At 42.9% G+C, this 20,658-nt stretch carries 19 protein-coding genes; 11 read left to right on the top strand and 8 right to left on the bottom strand.

Features of this window, described 5'->3' with window-relative positions; all coding sequences use genetic code 11:
* Nucleotides 1–46: 46 nt before the first annotated feature.
* Both QL982_RS11570 and QL982_RS11565 read left to right on the top strand, forming a co-directional pair.
* Nucleotides 47–856 carry a tetratricopeptide repeat protein gene (locus QL982_RS11570; protein WP_290190334.1) on the top strand — a complete coding sequence of 270 codons (810 nt, stop codon included), beginning with the start codon at nucleotides 47–49 and terminating at the stop codon, nucleotides 854–856.
* A 165-nt stretch (nucleotides 857–1,021) separates the two neighbouring features.
* Nucleotides 1,022–1,306: a YciI family protein gene (locus tag QL982_RS11565; protein WP_290164289.1), complete on the top strand. Its 285-nt coding sequence runs from the start codon at nucleotides 1,022–1,024 to the stop codon at nucleotides 1,304–1,306.
* 185 nt (nucleotides 1,307–1,491) lie between these two features.
* On the opposite strand, the gene truC is transcribed toward QL982_RS11565, so the two are convergent.
* On the bottom strand, nucleotides 1,492–2,250 hold the full coding sequence (truC, locus tag QL982_RS11560) for a tRNA pseudouridine(65) synthase TruC (RefSeq protein WP_290190335.1): 759 nt from the start codon (nucleotides 2,248–2,250) through the stop codon (nucleotides 1,492–1,494).
* A gap of 472 nt (nucleotides 2,251–2,722) precedes the next feature.
* On the opposite strand from truC, the gene QL982_RS11555 reads away from it, so the two are divergent.
* The 5 genes from QL982_RS11555 (at nucleotide 2,723) to QL982_RS11535 (ending at nucleotide 8,454) form a co-directional block, all read left to right on the top strand.
* Nucleotides 2,723–3,610, top strand: coding sequence for an ABC transporter ATP-binding protein (locus QL982_RS11555; RefSeq protein WP_290164291.1), 888 nt, complete (start codon nucleotides 2,723–2,725; stop codon nucleotides 3,608–3,610).
* A 119-nt stretch (nucleotides 3,611–3,729) separates the two neighbouring features.
* Nucleotides 3,730–5,412, top strand: coding sequence for an ABC transporter permease subunit (locus QL982_RS11550; protein WP_290190333.1), 1,683 nt, complete (start codon nucleotides 3,730–3,732; stop codon nucleotides 5,410–5,412).
* A 135-nt stretch (nucleotides 5,413–5,547) separates the two neighbouring features.
* Nucleotides 5,548–6,549 carry an ABC transporter substrate-binding protein gene (locus QL982_RS11545; protein ID WP_290164293.1) on the top strand — a complete coding sequence of 334 codons (1,002 nt, stop codon included), beginning with the start codon at nucleotides 5,548–5,550 and terminating at the stop codon, nucleotides 6,547–6,549.
* A 37-nt stretch (nucleotides 6,550–6,586) separates the two neighbouring features.
* A complete protein-coding gene (locus tag QL982_RS11540; RefSeq protein WP_290164294.1) occupies nucleotides 6,587–7,729 on the top strand; it encodes a TIGR03364 family FAD-dependent oxidoreductase in 1,143 nt (380 codons plus the stop codon).
* Nucleotides 7,729–8,454 carry an HAD family hydrolase gene (locus QL982_RS11535; protein WP_290164295.1) on the top strand — a complete coding sequence of 242 codons (726 nt, stop codon included), beginning with the start codon at nucleotides 7,729–7,731 and terminating at the stop codon, nucleotides 8,452–8,454. The genes QL982_RS11540 and QL982_RS11535 overlap by 1 nt, the downstream gene beginning before the upstream one ends.
* 426 nt (nucleotides 8,455–8,880) lie before the next feature.
* On the opposite strand, the gene glmS is transcribed toward QL982_RS11535, so the two are convergent.
* The 7 genes from glmS to hisF all read right to left on the bottom strand — a co-directional run bounded on the left by glmS (nucleotide 8,881) and on the right by hisF (nucleotide 16,857).
* Nucleotides 8,881–10,725 carry a glutamine--fructose-6-phosphate transaminase (isomerizing) gene (gene glmS / locus QL982_RS11530; protein ID WP_290164296.1) on the bottom strand — a complete coding sequence of 615 codons (1,845 nt, stop codon included), beginning with the start codon at nucleotides 10,723–10,725 and terminating at the stop codon, nucleotides 8,881–8,883.
* Between the two features lie 202 nt (nucleotides 10,726–10,927).
* Nucleotides 10,928–12,304: a bifunctional UDP-N-acetylglucosamine diphosphorylase/glucosamine-1-phosphate N-acetyltransferase GlmU gene (gene glmU, locus QL982_RS11525; protein ID WP_290164298.1), complete on the bottom strand. Its 1,377-nt coding sequence runs from the start codon at nucleotides 12,302–12,304 to the stop codon at nucleotides 10,928–10,930.
* A 183-nt stretch (nucleotides 12,305–12,487) separates the two neighbouring features.
* Nucleotides 12,488–13,069 carry a phosphatidylglycerophosphatase A gene (locus QL982_RS11520; RefSeq protein ID WP_290164299.1) on the bottom strand — a complete coding sequence of 194 codons (582 nt, stop codon included), beginning with the start codon at nucleotides 13,067–13,069 and terminating at the stop codon, nucleotides 12,488–12,490.
* Between the two features lie 3 nt (nucleotides 13,070–13,072).
* Nucleotides 13,073–14,104, bottom strand: a complete 1,032-nt coding sequence (gene thiL, locus QL982_RS11515; RefSeq protein ID WP_290164300.1) for a thiamine-phosphate kinase — start codon at nucleotides 14,102–14,104, stop codon at nucleotides 13,073–13,075.
* Nucleotides 14,105–14,106: 2 nt separating this feature from the next.
* Nucleotides 14,107–14,955 (bottom strand): transcription antitermination factor NusB, encoded by an 849-nt coding sequence (gene nusB, locus QL982_RS11510; protein WP_290164302.1) that lies wholly within the window; start codon nucleotides 14,953–14,955, stop codon nucleotides 14,107–14,109.
* Nucleotides 14,956–15,199: 244 nt separating this feature from the next.
* Nucleotides 15,200–15,721 (bottom strand): 6,7-dimethyl-8-ribityllumazine synthase, encoded by a 522-nt coding sequence (gene ribE / locus QL982_RS11505; RefSeq protein WP_110923695.1) that lies wholly within the window; start codon nucleotides 15,719–15,721, stop codon nucleotides 15,200–15,202.
* A gap of 353 nt (nucleotides 15,722–16,074) precedes the next feature.
* Complete coding sequence (gene hisF, locus QL982_RS11500; RefSeq protein WP_290164305.1) at nucleotides 16,075–16,857, bottom strand: imidazole glycerol phosphate synthase subunit HisF; 783 nt, start codon at nucleotides 16,855–16,857, stop codon at nucleotides 16,075–16,077.
* Between the two features lie 190 nt (nucleotides 16,858–17,047).
* Here hisF and QL982_RS11495 point away from each other — a divergent pair, with 190 nt between their 5' ends.
* Genes QL982_RS11495 through QL982_RS11480 form a run of 4 tightly spaced genes read left to right on the top strand, consistent with a single transcriptional unit; the run spans nucleotide 17,048 to nucleotide 20,518 of the window.
* Nucleotides 17,048–18,220 carry a homoserine kinase gene (locus QL982_RS11495; RefSeq protein ID WP_290164307.1) on the top strand — a complete coding sequence of 391 codons (1,173 nt, stop codon included), beginning with the start codon at nucleotides 17,048–17,050 and terminating at the stop codon, nucleotides 18,218–18,220.
* Nucleotides 18,221–18,267: 47 nt separating this feature from the next.
* On the top strand, nucleotides 18,268–18,612 hold the full coding sequence (locus tag QL982_RS11490; protein WP_290164309.1) for a DUF2007 domain-containing protein: 345 nt from the start codon (nucleotides 18,268–18,270) through the stop codon (nucleotides 18,610–18,612).
* Nucleotides 18,613–19,533, top strand: a complete 921-nt coding sequence (locus tag QL982_RS11485; RefSeq protein ID WP_290164310.1) for a class II glutamine amidotransferase — start codon at nucleotides 18,613–18,615, stop codon at nucleotides 19,531–19,533.
* A gap of 19 nt (nucleotides 19,534–19,552) precedes the next feature.
* The gene (locus tag QL982_RS11480; protein WP_290190332.1) at nucleotides 19,553–20,518 is read left to right on the top strand and encodes a hypothetical protein; all 966 of its coding nucleotides are present in this window, start codon (nucleotides 19,553–19,555) and stop codon (nucleotides 20,516–20,518) included.
* Nucleotides 20,519–20,658 lie beyond the last annotated feature (140 nt).

The following is a 20,658-nucleotide window of genomic DNA, read 5'->3' as shown; positions in this document are numbered from 1 at the left end:
GTCTTTTTCTCTTTAACATGAATAATATATTCTATAAGAATAAATAATGCCTTATAAATTAGCAAAAAAGATTTTTGTTCGCAAAAGAAAAAGATCTTATTCAGGGGAAGATTTTACGATAGTTGCTAAGTCATATCAAAAAGCGGCTGAGCAAGGTCATGCCATATCTCAATATCAGCTTGGCGCACTTTACCAAAAAGGTAAAGGCATTGATCAAGATTTTTCTATAGCAGCGAGCTGGTATCAAAAAGCAGCTGAGCAAGGTCATGCCACCTCTCAGTATCAACTTGGTTCACTTTACCAAGAGGGTAGAGGCGTTGATCAAGATTTTTCTACAGCAGCGAGCTGGTATCAAAAAGCAGCTGAACAAGGTCATGCCACCTCTCAGTATCAGCTTGGCGCACTTTACCAAGAGGGTAGAGGCGTTGATCAAGATTTTTCTACAGCAGCGAGTTGGTATCAAAAAGCAGCTGAGCAAGGTCATGCCACCTCTCAGTATCAACTTGGCGCACTTTACCAAGAAGGTAGAGGCGTTGATCAAGATTTTTCTACAGCAGTGAGTTGGCATCAAAAAGCGGCTGAGCAAGGCCATGCCATATCTCAGTATCAACTTGGCTCACTTTATCAAGAAGGTAGGGGCGTTCGTCAAGATTTTTCTACAGCAGCGAATTGGTATCAAAAAGCAGCGTGGCAGGGTCATGCCATATCTCAATATCAGCTTGGCTTACTTTACCAAGAAGGTAGAGGCGTTCGTCAAGATAAGTCTCAAGCAAAAGAATGGTTTGGTAAGGCTTGTGATCGTGGTGATCAAAATGGATGCGATGCGTATCGAGTATTAAATGAATTGGGTTGTTGATTTAAGGCGTGTTTGATATTCGACCATGGCACTGACAGAGACTGTTTCGAGTATTAGAACGTTCTGTTTTGAGTGGTCTATAAGTATCTATGCAGATATAGTGAGTTGGTTCGGTTGGGGTATACTTAACAAGCAAATTTTCATAATAAAAAAATGCCATTAACGATGATTGTGACTACTTTAACTTATAAAAAACCTCTCTCCGAAGTGCAAAAATATTTAAATGAGCACATTGTGTTTTTAGAGAAATTTTATGCTAAGAATATTTTTTTAGCATCTGGTCGTAGAGACAATCGTATCGGTGGCGTTATTATCGTGTTATCTAAATATCTGAAAGAAGTTAAAAAAATCATGGCGATAGACCCGTTTTATAAGCATGAAATAGCGGATTATAGTTTTATTAGATTTGAGCCTACAAAGTATTTGGATGAAATTAAAAATTTTATTTAACGGCGCTTATACTAAATAAAAATCCAAAAGCTCACTGCATGTACACAGCAAAGTACACTCCGACTATTTGAGGTAATCAAACTGCCGATACCATTAGTCTACAGTCCAGCCTTCCAGCCCTCACTAGGGGACCGAACCTTTAGCAGCCGTATTTTGGCTTTTTTCACTGATTATTTTAGGTGGATTTAGGCTTTAGCACTGTCTACCCAAGAAAACTCTTCTAAGATGCGCATCCACTGCTCGTCTAATCCTGCTTTTAGCAATAATGGCTCACCAGTGACAGGATGGCTAAGCGCTAAAGTCTGAGCATGCAGCAGCATGCGTGTACAGTCATAGTGAGTACGAAAAAATCGTGTGTGCCGTATATCACCGTGGCTGGTATCACCCACGATATGATGGAATACATGTCTCATATGCCGACGTAGCTGATGCTTACGCCCAGTCTCGGGTGTCAAGCGCACAAGACTATAGCGACTCGTACTATGCTTTTTCGATACCGCAAAGGGAACTTCAACTTGTGCCAAACTCTGCCAATGGGTCACCGCCTCTTGAGCAGGTTTGTCCAAGTCGGCAAATTTATCGGCAATGGCATCGGGCTTAAAGCTGAGCGCATAATCAATGGTGCCTTGGTCTGGCATAAAGCCGCGTACCACGGCTATATATTGCTTCGTCACCTTATGTGCAGTAAAGGCCTCGCCAAGGCTGCGCGCCACGGCTGAGCTCTTGGCAAACAATAATACGCCTGATGTCGGCTTGTCTAATCGATGCACTGGAAACACATGGCAACCGACCGCATCACGGGTGAGTTGCATGGCAAAGCGCGTCTCGCCTTTATCCAGCCAGCTGCGATGCACCAACATACCAGCCTCTTTATTAATCGCCACCAGAAATTCATCTTCATAGATAATTTCTATTTGGTTAGCAGTTTCGCTTTCGATATCCATGTTTTCAGTGCTCATACTTTAGTGCCTATGCTTTAGTGGCTACAATTATATATCTACTATCTTTTATATCTATCCTTTTTATCGCATCTGTAGAGGCATAATATATTTGGACGGTGTTTCAGAGGAAACACGCCCTAGTATGATACTTATGACCATTTCAAGGTAACAAGTGATTTCTAAAGGTGAATCTTTAACTATTTGTATAAATCATATGAAAATTTTACCTAGCGCCTAAATGAGCAATGCTTTCAGATCATCATTATTAACAATATTGATTTCCATTTTTATCACTGTTTTCACAATGAGCCCATGCCCTATAAGCCAAGTTAGCCCTCTCTAAGTCACCTTCTCCCTATCCAAAATTCAGTAAACTAAATTCGGTTTACGTCATCCTATTGTCATATCTGATAGATACACTGCAGACCTACACCAGACAGGTATTCAAATTTTATAAGCGATTAGGTGAGTGGACATGTTAGAGCTCAGGCAGGTTACTAAGAAATATGATGACAAAGTTATCTTTGAAGATATCTCACTCAAAATTAACAAGGGTGAAATTGTCTCAATATTAGGGCCGTCGGGCTGTGGTAAGACCACTTTATTGCACATGATTTTAGGGTTAACCGATATCAGTGGTGGCCGAATCGCGTATAACGGTGAAGATATTACCCGAGTGTCTATGAGAGAGCGCGGGTTCAATATTGTCTTTCAGGATTATGCTTTATTTCCCAATCTCAATGTGAAGCAAAATATCGAATACGGTCTACGTAACAATCCCAAACTAAGCACCCAACAAGAAGTTGATGAATTGATCGACTTACTCGATATTAAAGCACATCTAAACAAGCGCATTCATCAGTTATCTGGCGGTCAAAAACAGCGGGTGGCACTGGCACGTACCTTGGTCATGAAGCCAAAGATACTATTGTTAGATGAACCTTTATCGGCATTAGATGGTGTGATTAAAGAAACCATCAAACAGCGTATTCGCGAGATTGCCGTACGCTATCAGCTGACAACATTAATCGTTACCCACGATCCAGAAGAAGCCATGACTTTATCTGACCGTATCTTACTGTTGTCTGATGGCAAAATAGCACAATTCGCCAAACCAGCCGAAATAATCTGTAACCCTGCCAATGATTTTGTCACCAACTTCATTTTGAATCAGCTCAATATTAAGCGTCGCAATATTTTGAGTTTGTTTGCAGACGATACCGCTCAAGTGGATCCCTTAAGCAAATATACCCAAACCCAAAACTATGGACAGCATGAGGCCAGTATTGGTCATCATGATGCTGACGCCATCGCTATCAGTCATCCTGATGACCAAACATCAAAAGATACGGCTAAAAACTAATATGGTTGAAGCTATCAGTGAATGAATAGTGGCTGACATCACTGATAGCAAAATTAATGGAACAGTGACTGCATAGGTCATTAAGTGAAAACCTGACCATTTGATTGTTTTGGATGTTTATGAAGCTTAGCAATTCACCATCAGTAAAAGCCATTTGGCTCTTCGTCACGATTTTGTTCATCGCTTTTATGTTTGTACCGTTAGGTAAAATGTTGGCGTTATCATTGAATGTCGGCGATGGCATTGGTTTGGATAATTACACCAGTATCGTTGGTAATGACAGCTTTCAGCAAGTGATGCTGAATAGCTTTGTGGTGGCGATAGCAAGCGCGCTCAGTGCCACGCTACTAGCCTTTATCTTAGCGTATACCGTACACTGGACCAACTTACCCAAGCGCTTCAAGCAAGTCATTAAAGTCGCCGCCTTATTTCCCATGCTATTGCCTACGGTGACCTACGGCTTCGCCATTATCTATACTTTTGGCAAGCAAGGTTTGCTGACACAGATACTAGGCTTTCAACTGTTTGAAAATATCTACGGCTTTCAAGGGATGTGGCTCGGCTATACCATCTATACCTTGCCGATTGCCTTTTTATTACTCAACAATACCTTCCAATATTTAGACAAAAAATTCGTTATCGTCTCAGAGTTGATGGGCGACTCGTCTCTACGTCAGTTCGATATGACCGTCATTCGTCCGCTGATTGGCACTTTTGCAGCGGCAATGATTCAATGTTTCTTTTTAGCGTTTACTGATTTTGGTATTCCTGCCTCTATCGGTGGGCAATATAAAGTCATTGCCATTGAGCTTTATACACAGATATTAGGCGCGTCGCCTTCCTTTGAAAAAGGGGCAGTGGTCGCGCTGTTTATGCTCATTCCATCGGTGCTCAGTATCTGTCTACTTTGGTATGTCGCTCGTTTTAACATTCGCTACGATACGGTTGAAAATATCGATCTACCGACGTCTAAAGTGAAGGATCGAGTATTAGCGGTGTTATCTAGCACTATCTTATTCTGCTTACTGATGGTCTTTGCGGTGATATTTATCATTCCATGGATAAAAACGTGGCCCTATCAAATGGAATTCAGCACTGAGACGGTGAGTAAGGTTTTAGAATCTGCCAATCTCATGAGAGTCTATAAAAACTCACTCATCGTGGCGGTATTGACGGCAGTCTTTGGCACCTTAATTACTTATTTCTCAGCATTATTGTGCGAGCGCTCTAGCTTATTCAAACTTGGTAAATTCAGTATAGAGAGCTCAGCACTGGTGACCAACACGGTCCCAGGAATGGTCGTGGGTATTGCTTATCTCATGGTGTTTTCGGGCTCTGCGGTCGCCAATACCATTTTTATTATCGTTATCAGTAACATCATTCATTACTTCGCCACGCCTTATCTGATGAGTAAAAATGCGCTGTCCAAAATGAACTTAGGCTGGGAGACGACCGCCAGTTTATTGGGCGACTCATGGTTTACCTCACTGCGACGTATTGTGATTCCTAACTCGTTTTTTACGTTAATTGAAGTGGCTTCATTTTATTTCATCAGTGCCATGGTGACGATTAGCGCTGTTATCTTTATTTCTGGTGCAAAAACCATGGTGCTCACGACCAAGATTGTTGAATTACAGCACTTTGCACGCTTCGATGAGATTTTCATTTTATCGCTCATGATATTACTGACCAATATCTGCGCGTTGATATTGTTTGCCGTCATTCGTCATTTATATAGCAGACGACTATACGGCACCACCAAAGAAAAAGGCGAGCCGCTTGTTGCGCCAACGCCTGCTTAATTTTATTTATTCATTAAGAGCCATTAACTAAGTGTCATTAACTAAAGGCTGTTAACTAAAAGCTATCAACGATACGAATACAATATTAATCATTACATTAATCATTAAAACCCAACAACATGGATAGGATAAAAAATGTTCTCACTTAAAGCGTTAATGGTTGGTCTGACTTGCGGGATGATGTTGACAGGCTGTAGCTCACCTTCGGCAAGTGGTGGCAGTACTGCTAGTGCAGAGGAAGTCATCATCTATAGCAATGCCGATGAAGAAGCGGTCGAAGTCATCCAAGAGGTATTAGACGCAGCAGGGTATGAAGGACAATATATATTTCAGTCGTTTGGTACGGGTGAGCTTGGCGGCCGTTTATTGGCAGAAGGCAAAAACATAGAGGCCGATTTGGTCACGATGAGTTCGTTTTATTTGGAGAGTGCGCAAGCAAAACATCCGATGTTTAAAGCGTTAACCTTTGAGGTCAAGCCTCAAGTGGCAGTGCCTGATTACTATGCGCCCATTCTCAGCTTTACTGGGGCAATTATTTTAAACACCAAAGAGATGGCTGCGCAAAATCTGCCTAGACCAACCAGTGCCAAAGACTTGGCAAATCCAGTCTACAAAAACAAAATTGCGATGGTTGATCCCAATGGCTCATCGACTGGTTGGTTGTTTGTTCAAAATATCACATCTGCCTATGGCGAGGATGATGAAGGGCAAAAAATCATGAATAGTATTCGTGAAAATGCAGGCCCCAATCTAGAGCTGTCAGGATCAGGCCCATTGAAAAAGGTCATGGCAGGTGAAGTGCCAATTGGGTTTGGCGTGCGTCATCAAGCCGTTGTGAATAAAGCTGAAGGTCTGCCTATTGACTACATTGATCCTAGCGAAGGCAACTATACGCTGAGTGAATCCGTCGCGGTCATCGATAAAGGGGACAAAACCAATCAGAATGCGATGAAAATAGCCGAAATCATCGTCAAAAATGCGCGACCACAACTATTAGAGATATATCCAAATGTCGTCTATAACGGTGAGACGGTGGCACCTGAGAATCAAATCAAAAATGTAAAAACCTATTCTGAACCGCTGACCGCTGAATTATTGGATAAGCATAGAGCCTTTTTTCACGGTCAAAAGATATAAGTTCTAATTTTTGATGTTAAAACCAAGGAAGATCGCTATGCAGTTATCAACCAAATTATCCGAAAAAAAATACGATGTGGTGATCGTCGGTGGTGGCATCGTCGGCCTTGCCAGTGCTTATGCTGCTGTTAAGAAGGGGCTGAGTGTCGCATTGGTAGAACGTGAGTCACAAAATAAAGATGCGTCAGTGCGTAATTTTGGTTTTGTTACCGTCAGTGGTCAGCAACGTGGCGAGCATTGGCAGCGCGCAATGTATTCCCGCAATGTGTGGGCAGAGATTGCGCCCAAAGCAGGTATCGACGTCGAGCATAGTGGCCTGCATATGCTCATGCAACGTCCAGAGGCGATGGATGTCGCTGAGGCGTTTTTGCAAACAGAGATGGGAGAGTCTTGTCGTTTACTGACTCAATCTGAAATCACAGAAAACCTACCTTACCTCAAAAAAGGGTTGGGTGTGTTGTATAGCCCTCATGAGCTCAGAGTCGAATCAAAAACCGCTATTGGCAAATTGGCAAATTGGCTCAGTCAAGCGCACGGTGTGGACTTTTATAATAAAACGACCGTTCATTCGATTGAGCTACCGATGGTTCATACCAGTCGCGGTACGCTACATGCAGAGCATTGTGTGGTCTGTCCTGGGACAGATTTGCACAGCTTATATCCAGAGACTTTGGCACAGGCTAAGGCCAAACTATGCACCCTGAATATGATGCGTGTGATGCCAAAAAAGGCGTTTAAATTAAATGCTGCGGTGATGTCGGATCTCAGTTTTGCTCGTTATGATGGATTTGCCCAATTACCTGAAGCCCAAAGATTGACTTCATTGCTGGATAATATCCAATCGGCTGAGCGCAAAGCAGGCGTACATCTAATCGTGGTGCAATCTGCTGATGGCTCTCTCATTGTTGGCGACAGCCATGACTATAGTGATAGAGAGCTGCCATTTCGAGACGTTCGAATTGATGATTTGATTATGAATGAGTTCGATCAAATGATGGATATTGGTGAGTGTGATATTACTCAGCACTGGTTAGGTGTCTATCCCAGCGGTGAAGAAGTGGTGTTTAAAGCCTCCCCAGAAAAAGGCGTGGTTGTCGGCTCAATCACAAGCGGCACTGGGGCATCGACAGGCTTTGCATTTGGTGAAGAATTAATCCATTTGGTATTGGAGTCAAAATAATGAATACAGATATTAATAGTATTAAAGAGTCATTCGATCAAATCAAACTATGTGTGTTTGATATGGCAGGCACGACCGTAAATGAAGAGAATTTAGTCTATAAAACCGTGCGTGATGCGATCAATCAAGCGCTTAGTTACGATGATAAAAAGGTGGATTTAGCTCTTTGCTTAGCGTTTGGCGCTGGCAAGGAAAAACGCCAAGCGATCAACGACATACTTAATGAATTGGATATAGCTGAGGCGGACGTCGCATCACTCACCGATACAGCATTCAAGATTTTTAAAACCAGTTTGGCCAAGGCTTATACAGCAGATACTCTGGGTACGTTTGAAGGTATGCTGACTTTATTCGCTCAGCTAAAAGCAAGTGATAGAAAGGTGGTTTTAAATACGGGATATGACTCAAAAACCGCCAATAACATATTAACTATTTTGGGTTGGTCGGTGGGTAATGAGATTGATGCATTGATTACAGCGGACGATGTCACTAATGGTCGTCCTGCGCCAGATATGATCACTTTGGCCATGGAACAGTTTGGGATTGAAGATCCAAAACATGTGTTAAAAGCGGGTGATAGTGGTATCGATATTGAAGAAGGCAAAAATGCCAATTGTGGCCTCTGTGTCGGTGTGCTGAGTGGCGCGCAAACCAAAGCACAGCTTGATAAGTATGCGCCAGATATCATACTAGAGACGTTGACTGATTTGGCTAAATTGATTTAGACGCTCAGGTGGTTATTAGGGCGTGTCTTCATTTTAAAAATGGTGATAAAAATGAGATAAATTGCCGTCAAACGAGGAAAATAGTGCAGATAATATCGAGATATTGACCAACTATTTGACGATGTTTGGCAAAATTTAGCTGTTTTTAGCCCATTTAGAGGACACTCGTTTGAATTGAGGACACGCCCTAGTAGATGTCACAAAAAATGGCGGATAATATGTTGAAGGTTCTGTATTGAAGACGCTGTATTGAAGGTTCCGTTGCGACGGGGCCTTTTTTGTTTCTGTTATTCAAAAAAAATCCTTCACCATCTCGTTAATAGCAGATGGCGAAGGACTTAGTGCTTCACAATAGTATGATAGGTAATTACTCAGTATGATAGCTAATTACTCAATAACAAATGCCCATTTTAAATTTAGTAAACATTATTCGACTGTTACGCTCTTGGCCAAATTTCTAGGCTGATCGACATCGGTCCCGCGCATAACGGCGACATGATACGACAATAGCTGCACAGGTACGCTATAGACGATAGGAGCAAGCGTTTCGCAGACATCAGGTACATATACCAGATGCAATCTATCTTCTGCCACCATTTGACTGGCTTCGCTAGCAAAGACAAATAGCTCACCGTGGCGCGCATGCACTTCTTGCATATTGGCTTTCAATTTATCGAACATACTGTCTTTTGGCGCTAATACAACGATCGGCATGTCTTTATCGACTAATGCCAATGGGCCGTGTTTTAGCTCGCCTGCCGCATAGCCTTCTGCATGAATGTAAGAGATCTCTTTTAATTTTAGCGCACCTTCTAAAGCAATTGGGAACTGTAGGCCACGTCCTAAAAACAGGCAGCTCTTTTTGTCTTCGAAGTTTTCACTCATGGCCTTGATAGGTGCATCGAGGTTTAAGCTGGCATGTAGCTGACCAGGCAGTTTGTGTAGCTCGCCAAGCAACGTACTCAAGCGGTCATCAGTCAGGCGCTTCTGAGTAACCCCAACTTTTAGAATTAATAAAATCAACGCCACAAGTTGGGTGGTAAAGGCTTTGGTCGAAGCCACACCAATTTCAGGTCCTGCGAGTGTCGGCAAGAAAATATCGGTCTCACGGACCAATGACGATGTTGGGACATTGCATAACGCCAAGCTGACTAAACCTGCTGGTGTATTTTTTTGAATGTCACGTAATGCTGACAACGTGTCAGCCGTTTCACCAGATTGAGAAATGCAAATGACCAACGTATTATCGACGACAACGGGGTTGCGATAGCGGAACTCACTAGCGACCTCGACCGAGCAAGGAATACGGGTAAGGCTTTCAAACCAATACTTTGCGACCAGTCCTGAGTGATAACTGGTACCGCAGGCAATCACTTGTACATGGCGAACACCTGATAGCTGTGTCTCATGACGTTGTAAAAAGTCTTCACGCAGTTGAGAGGTTTCACCACTGTCCAAAGCCATCTCAATCGTACGACCGACCGCATCTGGCTGCTCATAGATTTCTTTGAGCATATAATGCTTGAACTCACCCTTATCGGCATTGTGTTGGGTCGCATCAATTTCATGTATTTGACGCTGAACCTCAACACCGTCCGCATAAACTTGAATGCTGTTGCGAGTTAATTTGGCGATATCGCCTTCTTCTAAATACATAAAGCGGTTGGTGACTGGCAGTAATGCCAACTGATCTGAGGCAATAAAGTTTTCACCGATACCAACCCCAATAACCAAAGGTGAGCCTAGACGCACAGTAATGAGCTCATCTGGGCAATCTACATGTACGATACCTAGGGCAAAGGCACCGTGTAATAGTGGAATAATGGTACGGACCGCTTCTAATAGGTCGGGCGTTTTTTTGTAGATATCATGAATCAGATGCGCCACAACTTCGGTATCTGTTTGTGAGGTAAACTCATAGCCTTTGGCTATCAACGCTTCTTTTAGTTCAGCGTAGTTTTCTACAATACCATTATGAACCACGGCAATCTTGCCTGAGACGTGTGGATGCGCATTACGCTGCGCTGGCTCACCATGAGTGGCCCAGCGCGTATGAGCGATACCGATATGACCATCAAAAAATTCTGGGTTAATGGCGACAGCATTGACAAGTTCTTGTACTTTGCCCACTTGACGCTCACGATGTAATTCACCATCACGAATGACTGTCAGGCCAGCAGAATCATAGCCTCGGTACTCTAAACGCTTAAGACCTTCAAGTAAGATATTGGCGATATTTCGTTCAGCAACTGCCCCTACGATTCCACACATGGCTATTCCTTAAGTTTAATTTTTGTTGTTTTGAGAGTTTAACTTTTCTATATAGAAGTACTTTACCAATCAACAAACGGGTTGGTAGATAAGCTGTTAACTCTATAGCGTGTTAGATATGATTAAGCAGCACCACAAAGATTGCCGCGCTGCTTAATTTGTTTAAGTCTGACTGCTATTGACTTAACGATTGGCGCATCGATTATTTTTTAGTTGGTCGTTGAAAATCGTCTTTCTGTGTTTGTCGCGCGCGGCCAAATGCCAATGCTTTAGCGTCCACGTTTTTGGTAATAACAGAGCCTGCTGCGACCGTGGCTGTCTCACCAATCGTTACTGGCGCCACCAAGCTAGCGTTAGAGCCGATAAAGGCATTGTCTTCAATAATGGTTTGCGATTTATTAGCCCCATCATAATTACAAGTGATGACACCAGCCCCAATATTGACGCCTGCTCCAACAGTCGCATCACCAACATAGCTTAAGTGATTTACTTTGCTGCCTTGACCAATGGTCGATTTTTTAATTTCTACAAAATTACCTACTTTACTGTTATCAGATAATACTGTCTCAGGGCGCAAATGGGCAAATGGACCAACGTCGACACCAGCACCGACCTCGGCACGATCAATGACACAATAGGGCTTTATATGACAAGCATTACCGAGTTGTGAGTTTTTAATAACACAGCCTGCTTCAATATAGACATTGTCACCTAGCGTACAGTTACCTTCGAATACAACACCGACATCGATAAACACATCTTGGCCTGCTGTCAATGTACCGCGAATATCAACACGAGTAGGGTCAGCAAACTGCACACCCGCTTCTTGCAAGTCAGCGACTAGCTTACGTTGCCATGTACGTTCTAAGCTGGCAAGCTGTTGACGGTTATTGACCCCTTCAATCTCAAACGTATGCTCAGGCTCAATCGCTGCGATAGTAATACCATCGGCAACTGCCATTTTAACGATATCCGTCAGATAATATTCTTGTTGAGCGTTGTTGTTAGAGAGCTCAGGCAAGTATTTATGTAGTAGCGCATTGTCTACACAGTAAATACCGCTGTTAATTTCTTTGATATTTTGCTCATCATTACTAACATCTTTTTGCTCAACAATGGCTTCAATATTACCTGCTTGGTCACGTTTGATACGGCCCAATCCAAATGGATTATCAACGGTCAACGTCAGCATAGACATACCGTCAGTATTGGCAGTTTTTAGTGCTGCCAATGTTTGGCCACTTACCAATGGCACATCACCATAGAGAATGAGGCTTTGCCCTGATGTTGGCAAGTCAGATAAGGTGACTTTGACAGCATGCCCAGTCCCTAACTGCTCAGTTTGAGCAACCCAAGTAATTGACGACTGTGTATATTGGTTTGTAATCTCTGATTTTACTTGCTCACCGCCAAAACCATGAACGATGATAGTCTCGTCAATAGTTAGCTTTTGACAAGTATCTAAGACATGGCCCAACAACGACTTACCAGCCAGTGTTTGCAGCACTTTTGGCTTAGCCGACTGCATGCGTGTGCCTTTGCCAGCAGCTAAGATAATTACGGAAAGAGGAGTTGTCATAGGAGCTCTTATAAATGTAACAAAATATAATATTGAATTATAGCGCAAGTGTTTGCTTATATAAATGCTATGACGTGCAAGCTTTGTAACTAATCACTACCATATAAAATATATAGAGCATGTCATTATTTTAGGTCTCACAATCTAAATGTGCTAATTGAGGACATGCCCTAGGCGGCTTTTTTAATAAAAAGGAACGACTAATGAGATAGCGATCCATATTGCCGCTGCCATCACCCCAGCTATAATATCATCGAGCATAATGCCCAACCCACCTGCGACTTTTTTATCGGCCCAGCCAATCGGTGGTGGTTTAATAATGTCAAAAAATCTGAACAGTACAAAAGCGGTGATAAGAGCAATGATGGATGAGCCCTGTGAGATGGCTTGCCAAAAACGCTCTGTATCTAGTAGATAAGAAAAAGGGAGGAGGGTAATCCAGATACCGGCCCATTCATCCCAAACAATATGCGGATCATCATGACCTTGCATCAGCTCAGAGGTACGACCACATATCCAAACGCCAATAACGCAGGATAAAATGGTCATAATCAAAAACGGCACAAACCCTAGGCTTAATAGTGGTATTGCCATGACCAAGCCACCAATTGACCCCCAAGTACCAGGCGCGCGGCGAGGCAAACCACTACCCAAGCCTAACCCCAGCCAATAAACCACACGGTCAAGCATGCTAGCACCGACTGGTAGTGGTGGACAGTCATTTGCTTTACGGATGTCAGGCTTAGAGAGGTCGTGTTCAGTCATGGATTAGCCTGTAAAATGTTGGTAACCAGTAAGATTGGGCCATGTGGCAAATGGCGCGGGCTGAGCGGGCGTGACTGGCTGATTTGTATAAAAAAGCTCAGGACGTAAGGCGGTATACGTGCTTGTATTTTCCGCGATAGAGTCTGTCAAAGCGATGACGTCACCGATACAGGTAACTGGCGTATTGCCGATAGGGGGTTCAAGATGTGCGGGCAACGTAAAAGCCAATTCGTAATCATCGCCACCTGCCAGTTGGCATAACAAACGTTCAGATAGATCTACGCTTGCTAATGCTTTACTCGTAGGCAATTGTTCTAGATTAATACGCATACCTATTTTGCTTTGCTGACAGATATGGCCAATATCTTGATACAGACCATCAGAGATATCTATCATCGCTGTTGCACCAATTTTGGCTAATGCTGCGCCTAGTGCAATACGTGGAGTCGGCATATGCAGACGATGGGCTAGCTCTATACCAACGGTACTGTCAGGATGTTGCAGGGCATAACTGGCATCGCCAAGCGTCCCTGATACATAAATCTTATCACCAACTTGTGCACCCGAACGATATACAGCTGGCGTGTCTGCGGCAAGCAATCCTTGCGCGCTGACACTCAATACTAAATTATCACTGCGTGTGGTATCACCGCCAATCAGGGCGACACCGAATAACTGGCAGGCGTGAAATAAGCCTTTGGCAAATTCAGTGAGCCATTTTTCATTGGCAAGTTGCTTAGGTAATGCTAATGCCAATAAAATACTATGCGGGGTCGCGCCCATTGCGGCAATATCTGAGACATTGACAGCGACGGTTTTATAACCAATCGCAAATGCCAATTCATTGACTTGTTGCCAGTCAGCGCTAAAATGCCGACCTTGAACCAAGGTGTCAATACAGCTGACCAAGCGTGACCCTGCTGGCAAAGCCATGACAGCTGCATCATCACCGATACCTTTTTCGATACCAGTCAATGGTGCGTGTGCCGCTTGCATTTGCGAAAATATACGCTCAATCAGCTCAAATTCATTCATGGCTAGTCTTGGTTTTTAGCATCGTCAGCGTCTTTTTTGCTCGCCTTAAACTCGCTGATATTTGCACTGGCTTTACTGGCGCTATTGCGTTTGACACTAGTATTATTTGCGCTAATACGAGGTTTATTTGATGCAGTTGGGCTGTCTTCAATAGCGCTTTGTACATCAGCAACGACTTCTGTACTATCAGCTGGTTTTGCTTGAGCCTGTTTAGCCGCTGATTTTTGTGACGTACGCAGGTTGGCTTTGGTGTCTGACTCTACTTCAGTAGCGCGTAGCTCAACGGCCATTCTATCTAGTACCGCATTGATCAATTTGTGCGCGTCAGTGGCACCGAAATGGTTGTTAAGCTTCATCGCTTCATCAAGTACTACCTTATAAGGAATCTCTAAGCGATTTTGCAGCTCATAAGTGCCAATAAGCAAAATAGCGTGCTCAACGGTGTCCAACTTATCAATGTCGCGATCAAGATGCTGAAGGATTAGAGCATCCAACGCTTCAATTTGCTCTGGGATATCACGCATCATTTCGTGATAATAGCCGATATGTACGGTGTGCATGGCATTGGTCGCGCGCGTACGGGCAGCGATATCATGCGGCGCATTGGCTTTCCAACCGAGCTTGCCGTCTACATCGAAACGGCGATCAGTGACCAGCCATTCGTATAGACCTTGCATCGCAAAGCGGCGCGCCTTACGAATGGCAGTGTGACTGGTTTTATAAGAAGTCTCACTCATATCGAAGGTTTGATCACCCGCACTGCTGCTTGCTATACGGGTAGCTTCCGCTTGTCTATCATCGGTTTGTGCGGTTTTCGCAGCATTAATAGCGTGCTTGAGTTGGTCAGTCATAAGGGGTCAATACCTGAGTTTTGAAATAGAATGTTAAATAGTGGTCGGCTGGCACGTTTTGCCAGTCAGTCTTGGATACTGGAGTTACATGGTGAAGGCTATCGTAATAATAATAACCTCCATCAACGTCACAAACAATATTACTTATAGGCGCTGCTTAAATAGCACTGCTTACCTGTGTTAATAAAACCGTTAGACAGTCAAATAGAGACTGTCTAGTGGTCAATACTAACGATCAATAAAACTAAGCGTCAGCACTTTCGTCATCAATATCTAACTGTGATAAGACAGCAAGCATTTCTATGACAACCATTGCCGCTTCTGAGCCTTTGTTACCCGCTTTCGTGCCAGCACGCTCAATCGCTTGCTCGATGCTGTCAGTGGTCAATACGCCGTTTGCGACTGGAATGTTGTAATCCATCGCTACAGCACTCAAGCCTTTTGCAGATTCACTTGCAACGAAGTCAAAATGCGGTGTGCTACCACGAATAATAGCGCCTAAAGCAACGATAGCGTCAAAGCGATCAGACTCAGCGGCACGTTGGGCAACCAATGGCAATTCAAAAGCACCAGGCACGCGAATAACGGTGATATTGCTACCCAATACACCATGACGTAGTAGTGCATCAATTGCGCCATCTACCAATGATTCAACCACAAAACCATTAAAACGACCGACTACAATACCAATACGAACGTCTTTGTTTTGATGTAAGTTACCGTCGATATGAGTCACGTCATTGCGTTGCTGTTGTAGATTTGACATAAAAAATCCTTTGCTTATTTGGCTTTTAATAAAGATGTGGGCGTAAGTGAACAGCTAAATAGAGTGATGCGTTCAAATAACAGGTTTGATGATCTGGTTTTCTAACAAATCGGCAGTTAAATGAACGAAAATAAGTGGTTAGCGCTATGATAACATTTTTTTCTAATTTATTTGTATTTTACCAGTGTGTTATATGGGGCGTATTAGACATTTATAAATGGGCACTGCCATGGTCGAATATCAAACACGCCTTAGTTGGCTCAATCACATTTAAATACAGGGTAGGCGAGTGAAAACACTAAAAATAGTAGGTTCAGCACGCCTAACGCTCTATCTAATTTATATATGATTGACTATAGACGCATCTGTATCCCTTGCGATGCCATATATGCTTTGGCTTCTTGAACCGTATACTCACCAAAGTGAAAAATACTGGCCGCAAGCACTGCATCGACGCCACCTTCTAATACGCCTTCGGCCAAATGTTGTAAATTACCAACACCGCCTGAGGCGATGACTGGTACATTTACTTGGCTAGTGATGTGCTTCATGAGGGCCAAATCATAGCCTTTTTTGGTGCCGTCACCGTCCATTGAGGTGACTAATAACTCACCTGCACCCAGCTCAGCCATTTTTTTGGCCCAAGCAACGGCATCAATGCCTGTTGGCTTGCGACCGCCGTGAGTGAAAATCTCCCAACGTGGGACGACAATACCGTTCACGTTGATATCAGCGACACGCTTGGCATCGATGGCAACGACGATACATTGATTGCCAAATTTCTGGGCTGCTTCACCAACGAATTCTGGGGTAAACACTGCTGCTGAGTTAATCGCGACTTTATCCGCGCCAGCATTGAGTAAATTGCGGATATCAGCGATTTTACGCACGCCGCCGCCGACTGTGAGAGGGACGAATACGGTCTCGGCCATGCGCTCAACGGTATGATAAGTGGTATCGCGCTCATCATTGGTCGCCGTAATGTCTAAAAAAGTAATCTCATCAGCACCTTGTTCGTTGTAGCGTTTGGCTACTTCGACAGGGTCACCTGCGTCTTTGATATCGACAAATTGCACACCTTTGACCACACGGCCATTATCAACATCTAAACAAGGAATGATACGCTTTGCTAACATAGGGTCTTTCACCTTATAATCAATTCATTCTATAGGCGCTAGTCTAGCAAAAACACCGCCGTTTCAGGCAGGTTTTCGTAAGATTATTACGCTTTTCATTATAGTTTGCTTATGCGCGGTACAATTGCTGTGATTACCGCCCAAATCTATTTTATTTAACTTGTTATTCAATTGCCAAAAGTGAGATGTCATGTCTGTCTATACCCAGTTAACCAATGACCAGTTTGCCGCCTTTTGCCAAAGCTTTGGCGTATCCTTCGTGCGGGCCATTCCGATCACTCAAGGTATTAAAAACTCAAACTGGTTTATTCAAACGACTGACGATGTAGATGGCACATACTCTTATGTATTCACTTTATTTGAAGAGCGTCCGCCCGCTGATATCGAAAAAATGGCCGTTATTCTTAATCAATTAAATGGCAAACTACCAGTCGCCGCACCACTAGCCGTTGTTGAATCAAATGGTTCGCAAACGGATGGTGATGATAAGCGCTATGTCATTCATTATGAAAATAAAGCGATTACGCTAGTACCATGCCTAGCAGGATCGCACCCAGAGCAGACCACGCAAGCGATGTGCCATGATATCGGTGCTGCGCTAGCGATGTTGCATGAGACGTTGCAAGCACTACAACCTGCTGAGCAGTATGGCGTGCCTTTATATCCGTGGGCAGACGTACGCGACCGTGAAATGCAGTTTATGCCGGGTGACGAAGCCAAGTTGATGAGTGATATTTGGCAGTCTTATTCAGAATTACCACTGGCAACGTTGCCAAATGGTTTGTGTCATTTGGATATGTTCGCTGACAACACCCTATGGAATCTGCAAAAAGGGGAAGAGCGTCTCACTGGTTTATTAGACTTTACCGAAGTCAGTGTTGAGCATTACGTGATGGATATTGCCATTACCATTAATGACTTTTGTACTACGTGGGGCGTTGCCGAACAAGGCGAATCGGTGAATTTTGACCGCAGTAAAATGTCGGCATTCTTACAAGGCTATGAGTCCAAACGTACACTTAACAACGATGAAAAACGCGCCCTACCTGTTATGCTGGCAAAAGCGGCAGTGATTTTTTGGTTGTTACGCCTAAACGTGATTCACTACAACCGTACCGAAGGTCGTACGGGTGATAACATCATGGTTAAAAACCCTGACTTGATGAAACGTCTGGCCGCTTATCATTGGGCGCATGTTGAAAAGTCGCAAGATAATACAGTATTTGTGCTTTCTGGCACGGCATCAGACAATCAGATAGTCGGTGTTTTTAGCAGTATCACGCAAGCTGAGCAAGCCCGTGAAAAATTGAGCAATAGTAGTGAGTTCGCAATCAAAGAATATACGCTAGATCAATTGTCGTAAGCATTGCTTATTCATTTATTCTGGTACCAAAACTATAAGGCGATCCCATGACCGATCAAGTTGATAACTGGCACAAACTGGCACGCTACGACACCAATATGCAAGGCGAGCTGCATGCCAATCTGCTGAAAAATAACGGCATTACCGTGTCTTTACAGCCGCTAAGTGCTATCCCTGGTATGAACTCTGGTATCGTTCTTTGGGTAGAGGATACGGATTTGGCAGAAGCTCAGCGTATCTTAGCGACCATTCCAACCGATGGCGCGGCCTTGCTGGATGAGATGAGTGATGCTGACTTTGATGCGCTATCTGCCGCTCAAAGCAACTCTACGCCAAGCAACCCGATAATAAATAACGATTCGCTTAACAACAATAATGGCGGTGATGATTAAATGTGTCAACTCTTAGGAATGAACTGCAACACCCCAACCGATATTGGTTTTAGCTTTGCAGGATTTCGCAAGCGCGGCGGTATGACGGACAGTCATGAAGATGGTTTTGGCATTGCGTTTTTTGAACGCAGCGAATGTGCCAATAATGACAAAATTAATGATGAAACGGCAAATGACTCAACGGGTCTGCGTTTGTTTCATGACAATCGCCCAAGCCATCTGTCACCAGTCGCTGATTTGGTCAATAACTACCCAATCAAAGCCATGAATGTCATTGCGCATATTCGCAAGGCTACTCAAGGGCAAAACTGTTTGGCCAATACGCATCCCTTCGTCCGTGAAGTATGGGGCGAGCAGTGGGTATTTGCGCACAATGGGCAGATGAATAGCGAGTTTATTAAACGCTGTCAGCGCTTGCAAGACAATGGTAATGGCTCACACTGCCAGCCAGTTGGCTCAACTGACTCCGAAATGGCATTTTGTTATTTGGTCAATCGCCTTAAAAGTAGCTTTAAAACCCGCCCTGATGATCAGACACTGTTTAATTTTTTGACCACGCAGTGCCGCTATTTATCTGCCAACGGTTTATTTAATTGCTTGATATCAAATGGCAGGTGGCAACTGGCTTATGCCGGTAGCTTATTATTTTATCTCACACGTAAAGCACCGTTTGGTGAGGCAAAATTGGCGGACGATGACTTGGCGATTAACTTTGGCGATGTAACCACAGATGCGGATAAGGTCACTATTTTAGTCACTGTACCATTGACTGAAAATGAAAAATGGCAACAATTGGCGGTCAATGAATGCCTGATATTTCAAGATGGTGATGTCATTTATAAAGACAGCCCAAGCCAGCGTAAGTTTTTGACCGTTGATGAAGGGATTGCGATTGCACGCGCGGTTGGAGCGAGTGTTTAATAATTAATTGGATTTTTCTATGATCACAACTAAAATTGATGAAACTGAGTTTTATATTTTGCGTTATTCTTTGACAGAGGAAAAACAAAAGTCTTGCTTTCCTAAAGCTCTACCCTTCCCAAAAGGGAATGCTATAGAGGTTGCTATACTAAATGATCAAGAATGGCTTGATAAAGGAACTATTTTTAGCTTTGTAGGTTTTAAAAAGGTCCACGTCAATAATCTTGATACGAAAAATATTGCAGAGTATCTGTATATCGGGAAGTTTGCTAGGCTTAGAAAAGCTAAACTTGGTGGAAAAATACCAGGCGATATAATTGATCATGAAGAGGATGACTGGATACCTGTGATTGTAATATTTGATACCAAAAACCAATTTATTTTCGTTCAGAAAAGTTATAAATTTTCTAATGGGGATAATATTAGATATATATGTAGAAAAATAGAAAAAGGTTTGCTTAACTCAGTTCTTCCTGAATATAACTATAATATTTTTGTTGAGCCTGTTCCTAAACAAGGTGGTTTTTGGAGTATAGTAGATACGCATGAAAAAATATATGAATTAGATATGACTCTTATATCACCAAATATTTTACAAACTAACCAAAAAGCCAGAAAAGCATTAGAAAATATTCAAGATCTTTATTCTCCAGATAAAACTGAAATAAAGATGAAAAGTAAGTCAGGGAGCTTAGAAGTTCCAAAGAATCCTATAGGAGATTACATAGAATATATAGAAGAAGGTGAGGGCGAATGGAAGGTAAAGGTGGACGAAAAAGGAAGAAAAAAGACAATTTCAAGCTATCATATGGCTGAAACAATAGTATTGCCTATATATAAAGAAGAGGATGAATTAATTTTTAAAGATCAGTATGAATTAGATGTCGTGAATGACAGAGAAAGCGATATTAATATTTTGAATTCATTTGCTAGAAGGTTAGTAAAAAGGGTTTACTCATACATTAATGATAGAAGAAATGAATGATAAGGCTTTTAATAATATTCTTTTGTATTACTATATTGTTACTGCTGGTTTGCTTTGTGGCTGGTATAGTCAATGCACTACAAAAGAGTTATGTTTTGGACAAATATCATAAAACAGTTTAGATAAGTCGTTTTCCATCC

The organism is Psychrobacter sp. 5A.1, from assembly GCF_030407455.1.
Taxonomy (GTDB): domain Bacteria; phylum Pseudomonadota; class Gammaproteobacteria; order Pseudomonadales; family Moraxellaceae; genus Psychrobacter.
The sequence above is the reverse complement of the archived record's forward strand: the minus strand, read 5'-3'. Positions and strand labels throughout refer to the sequence as shown.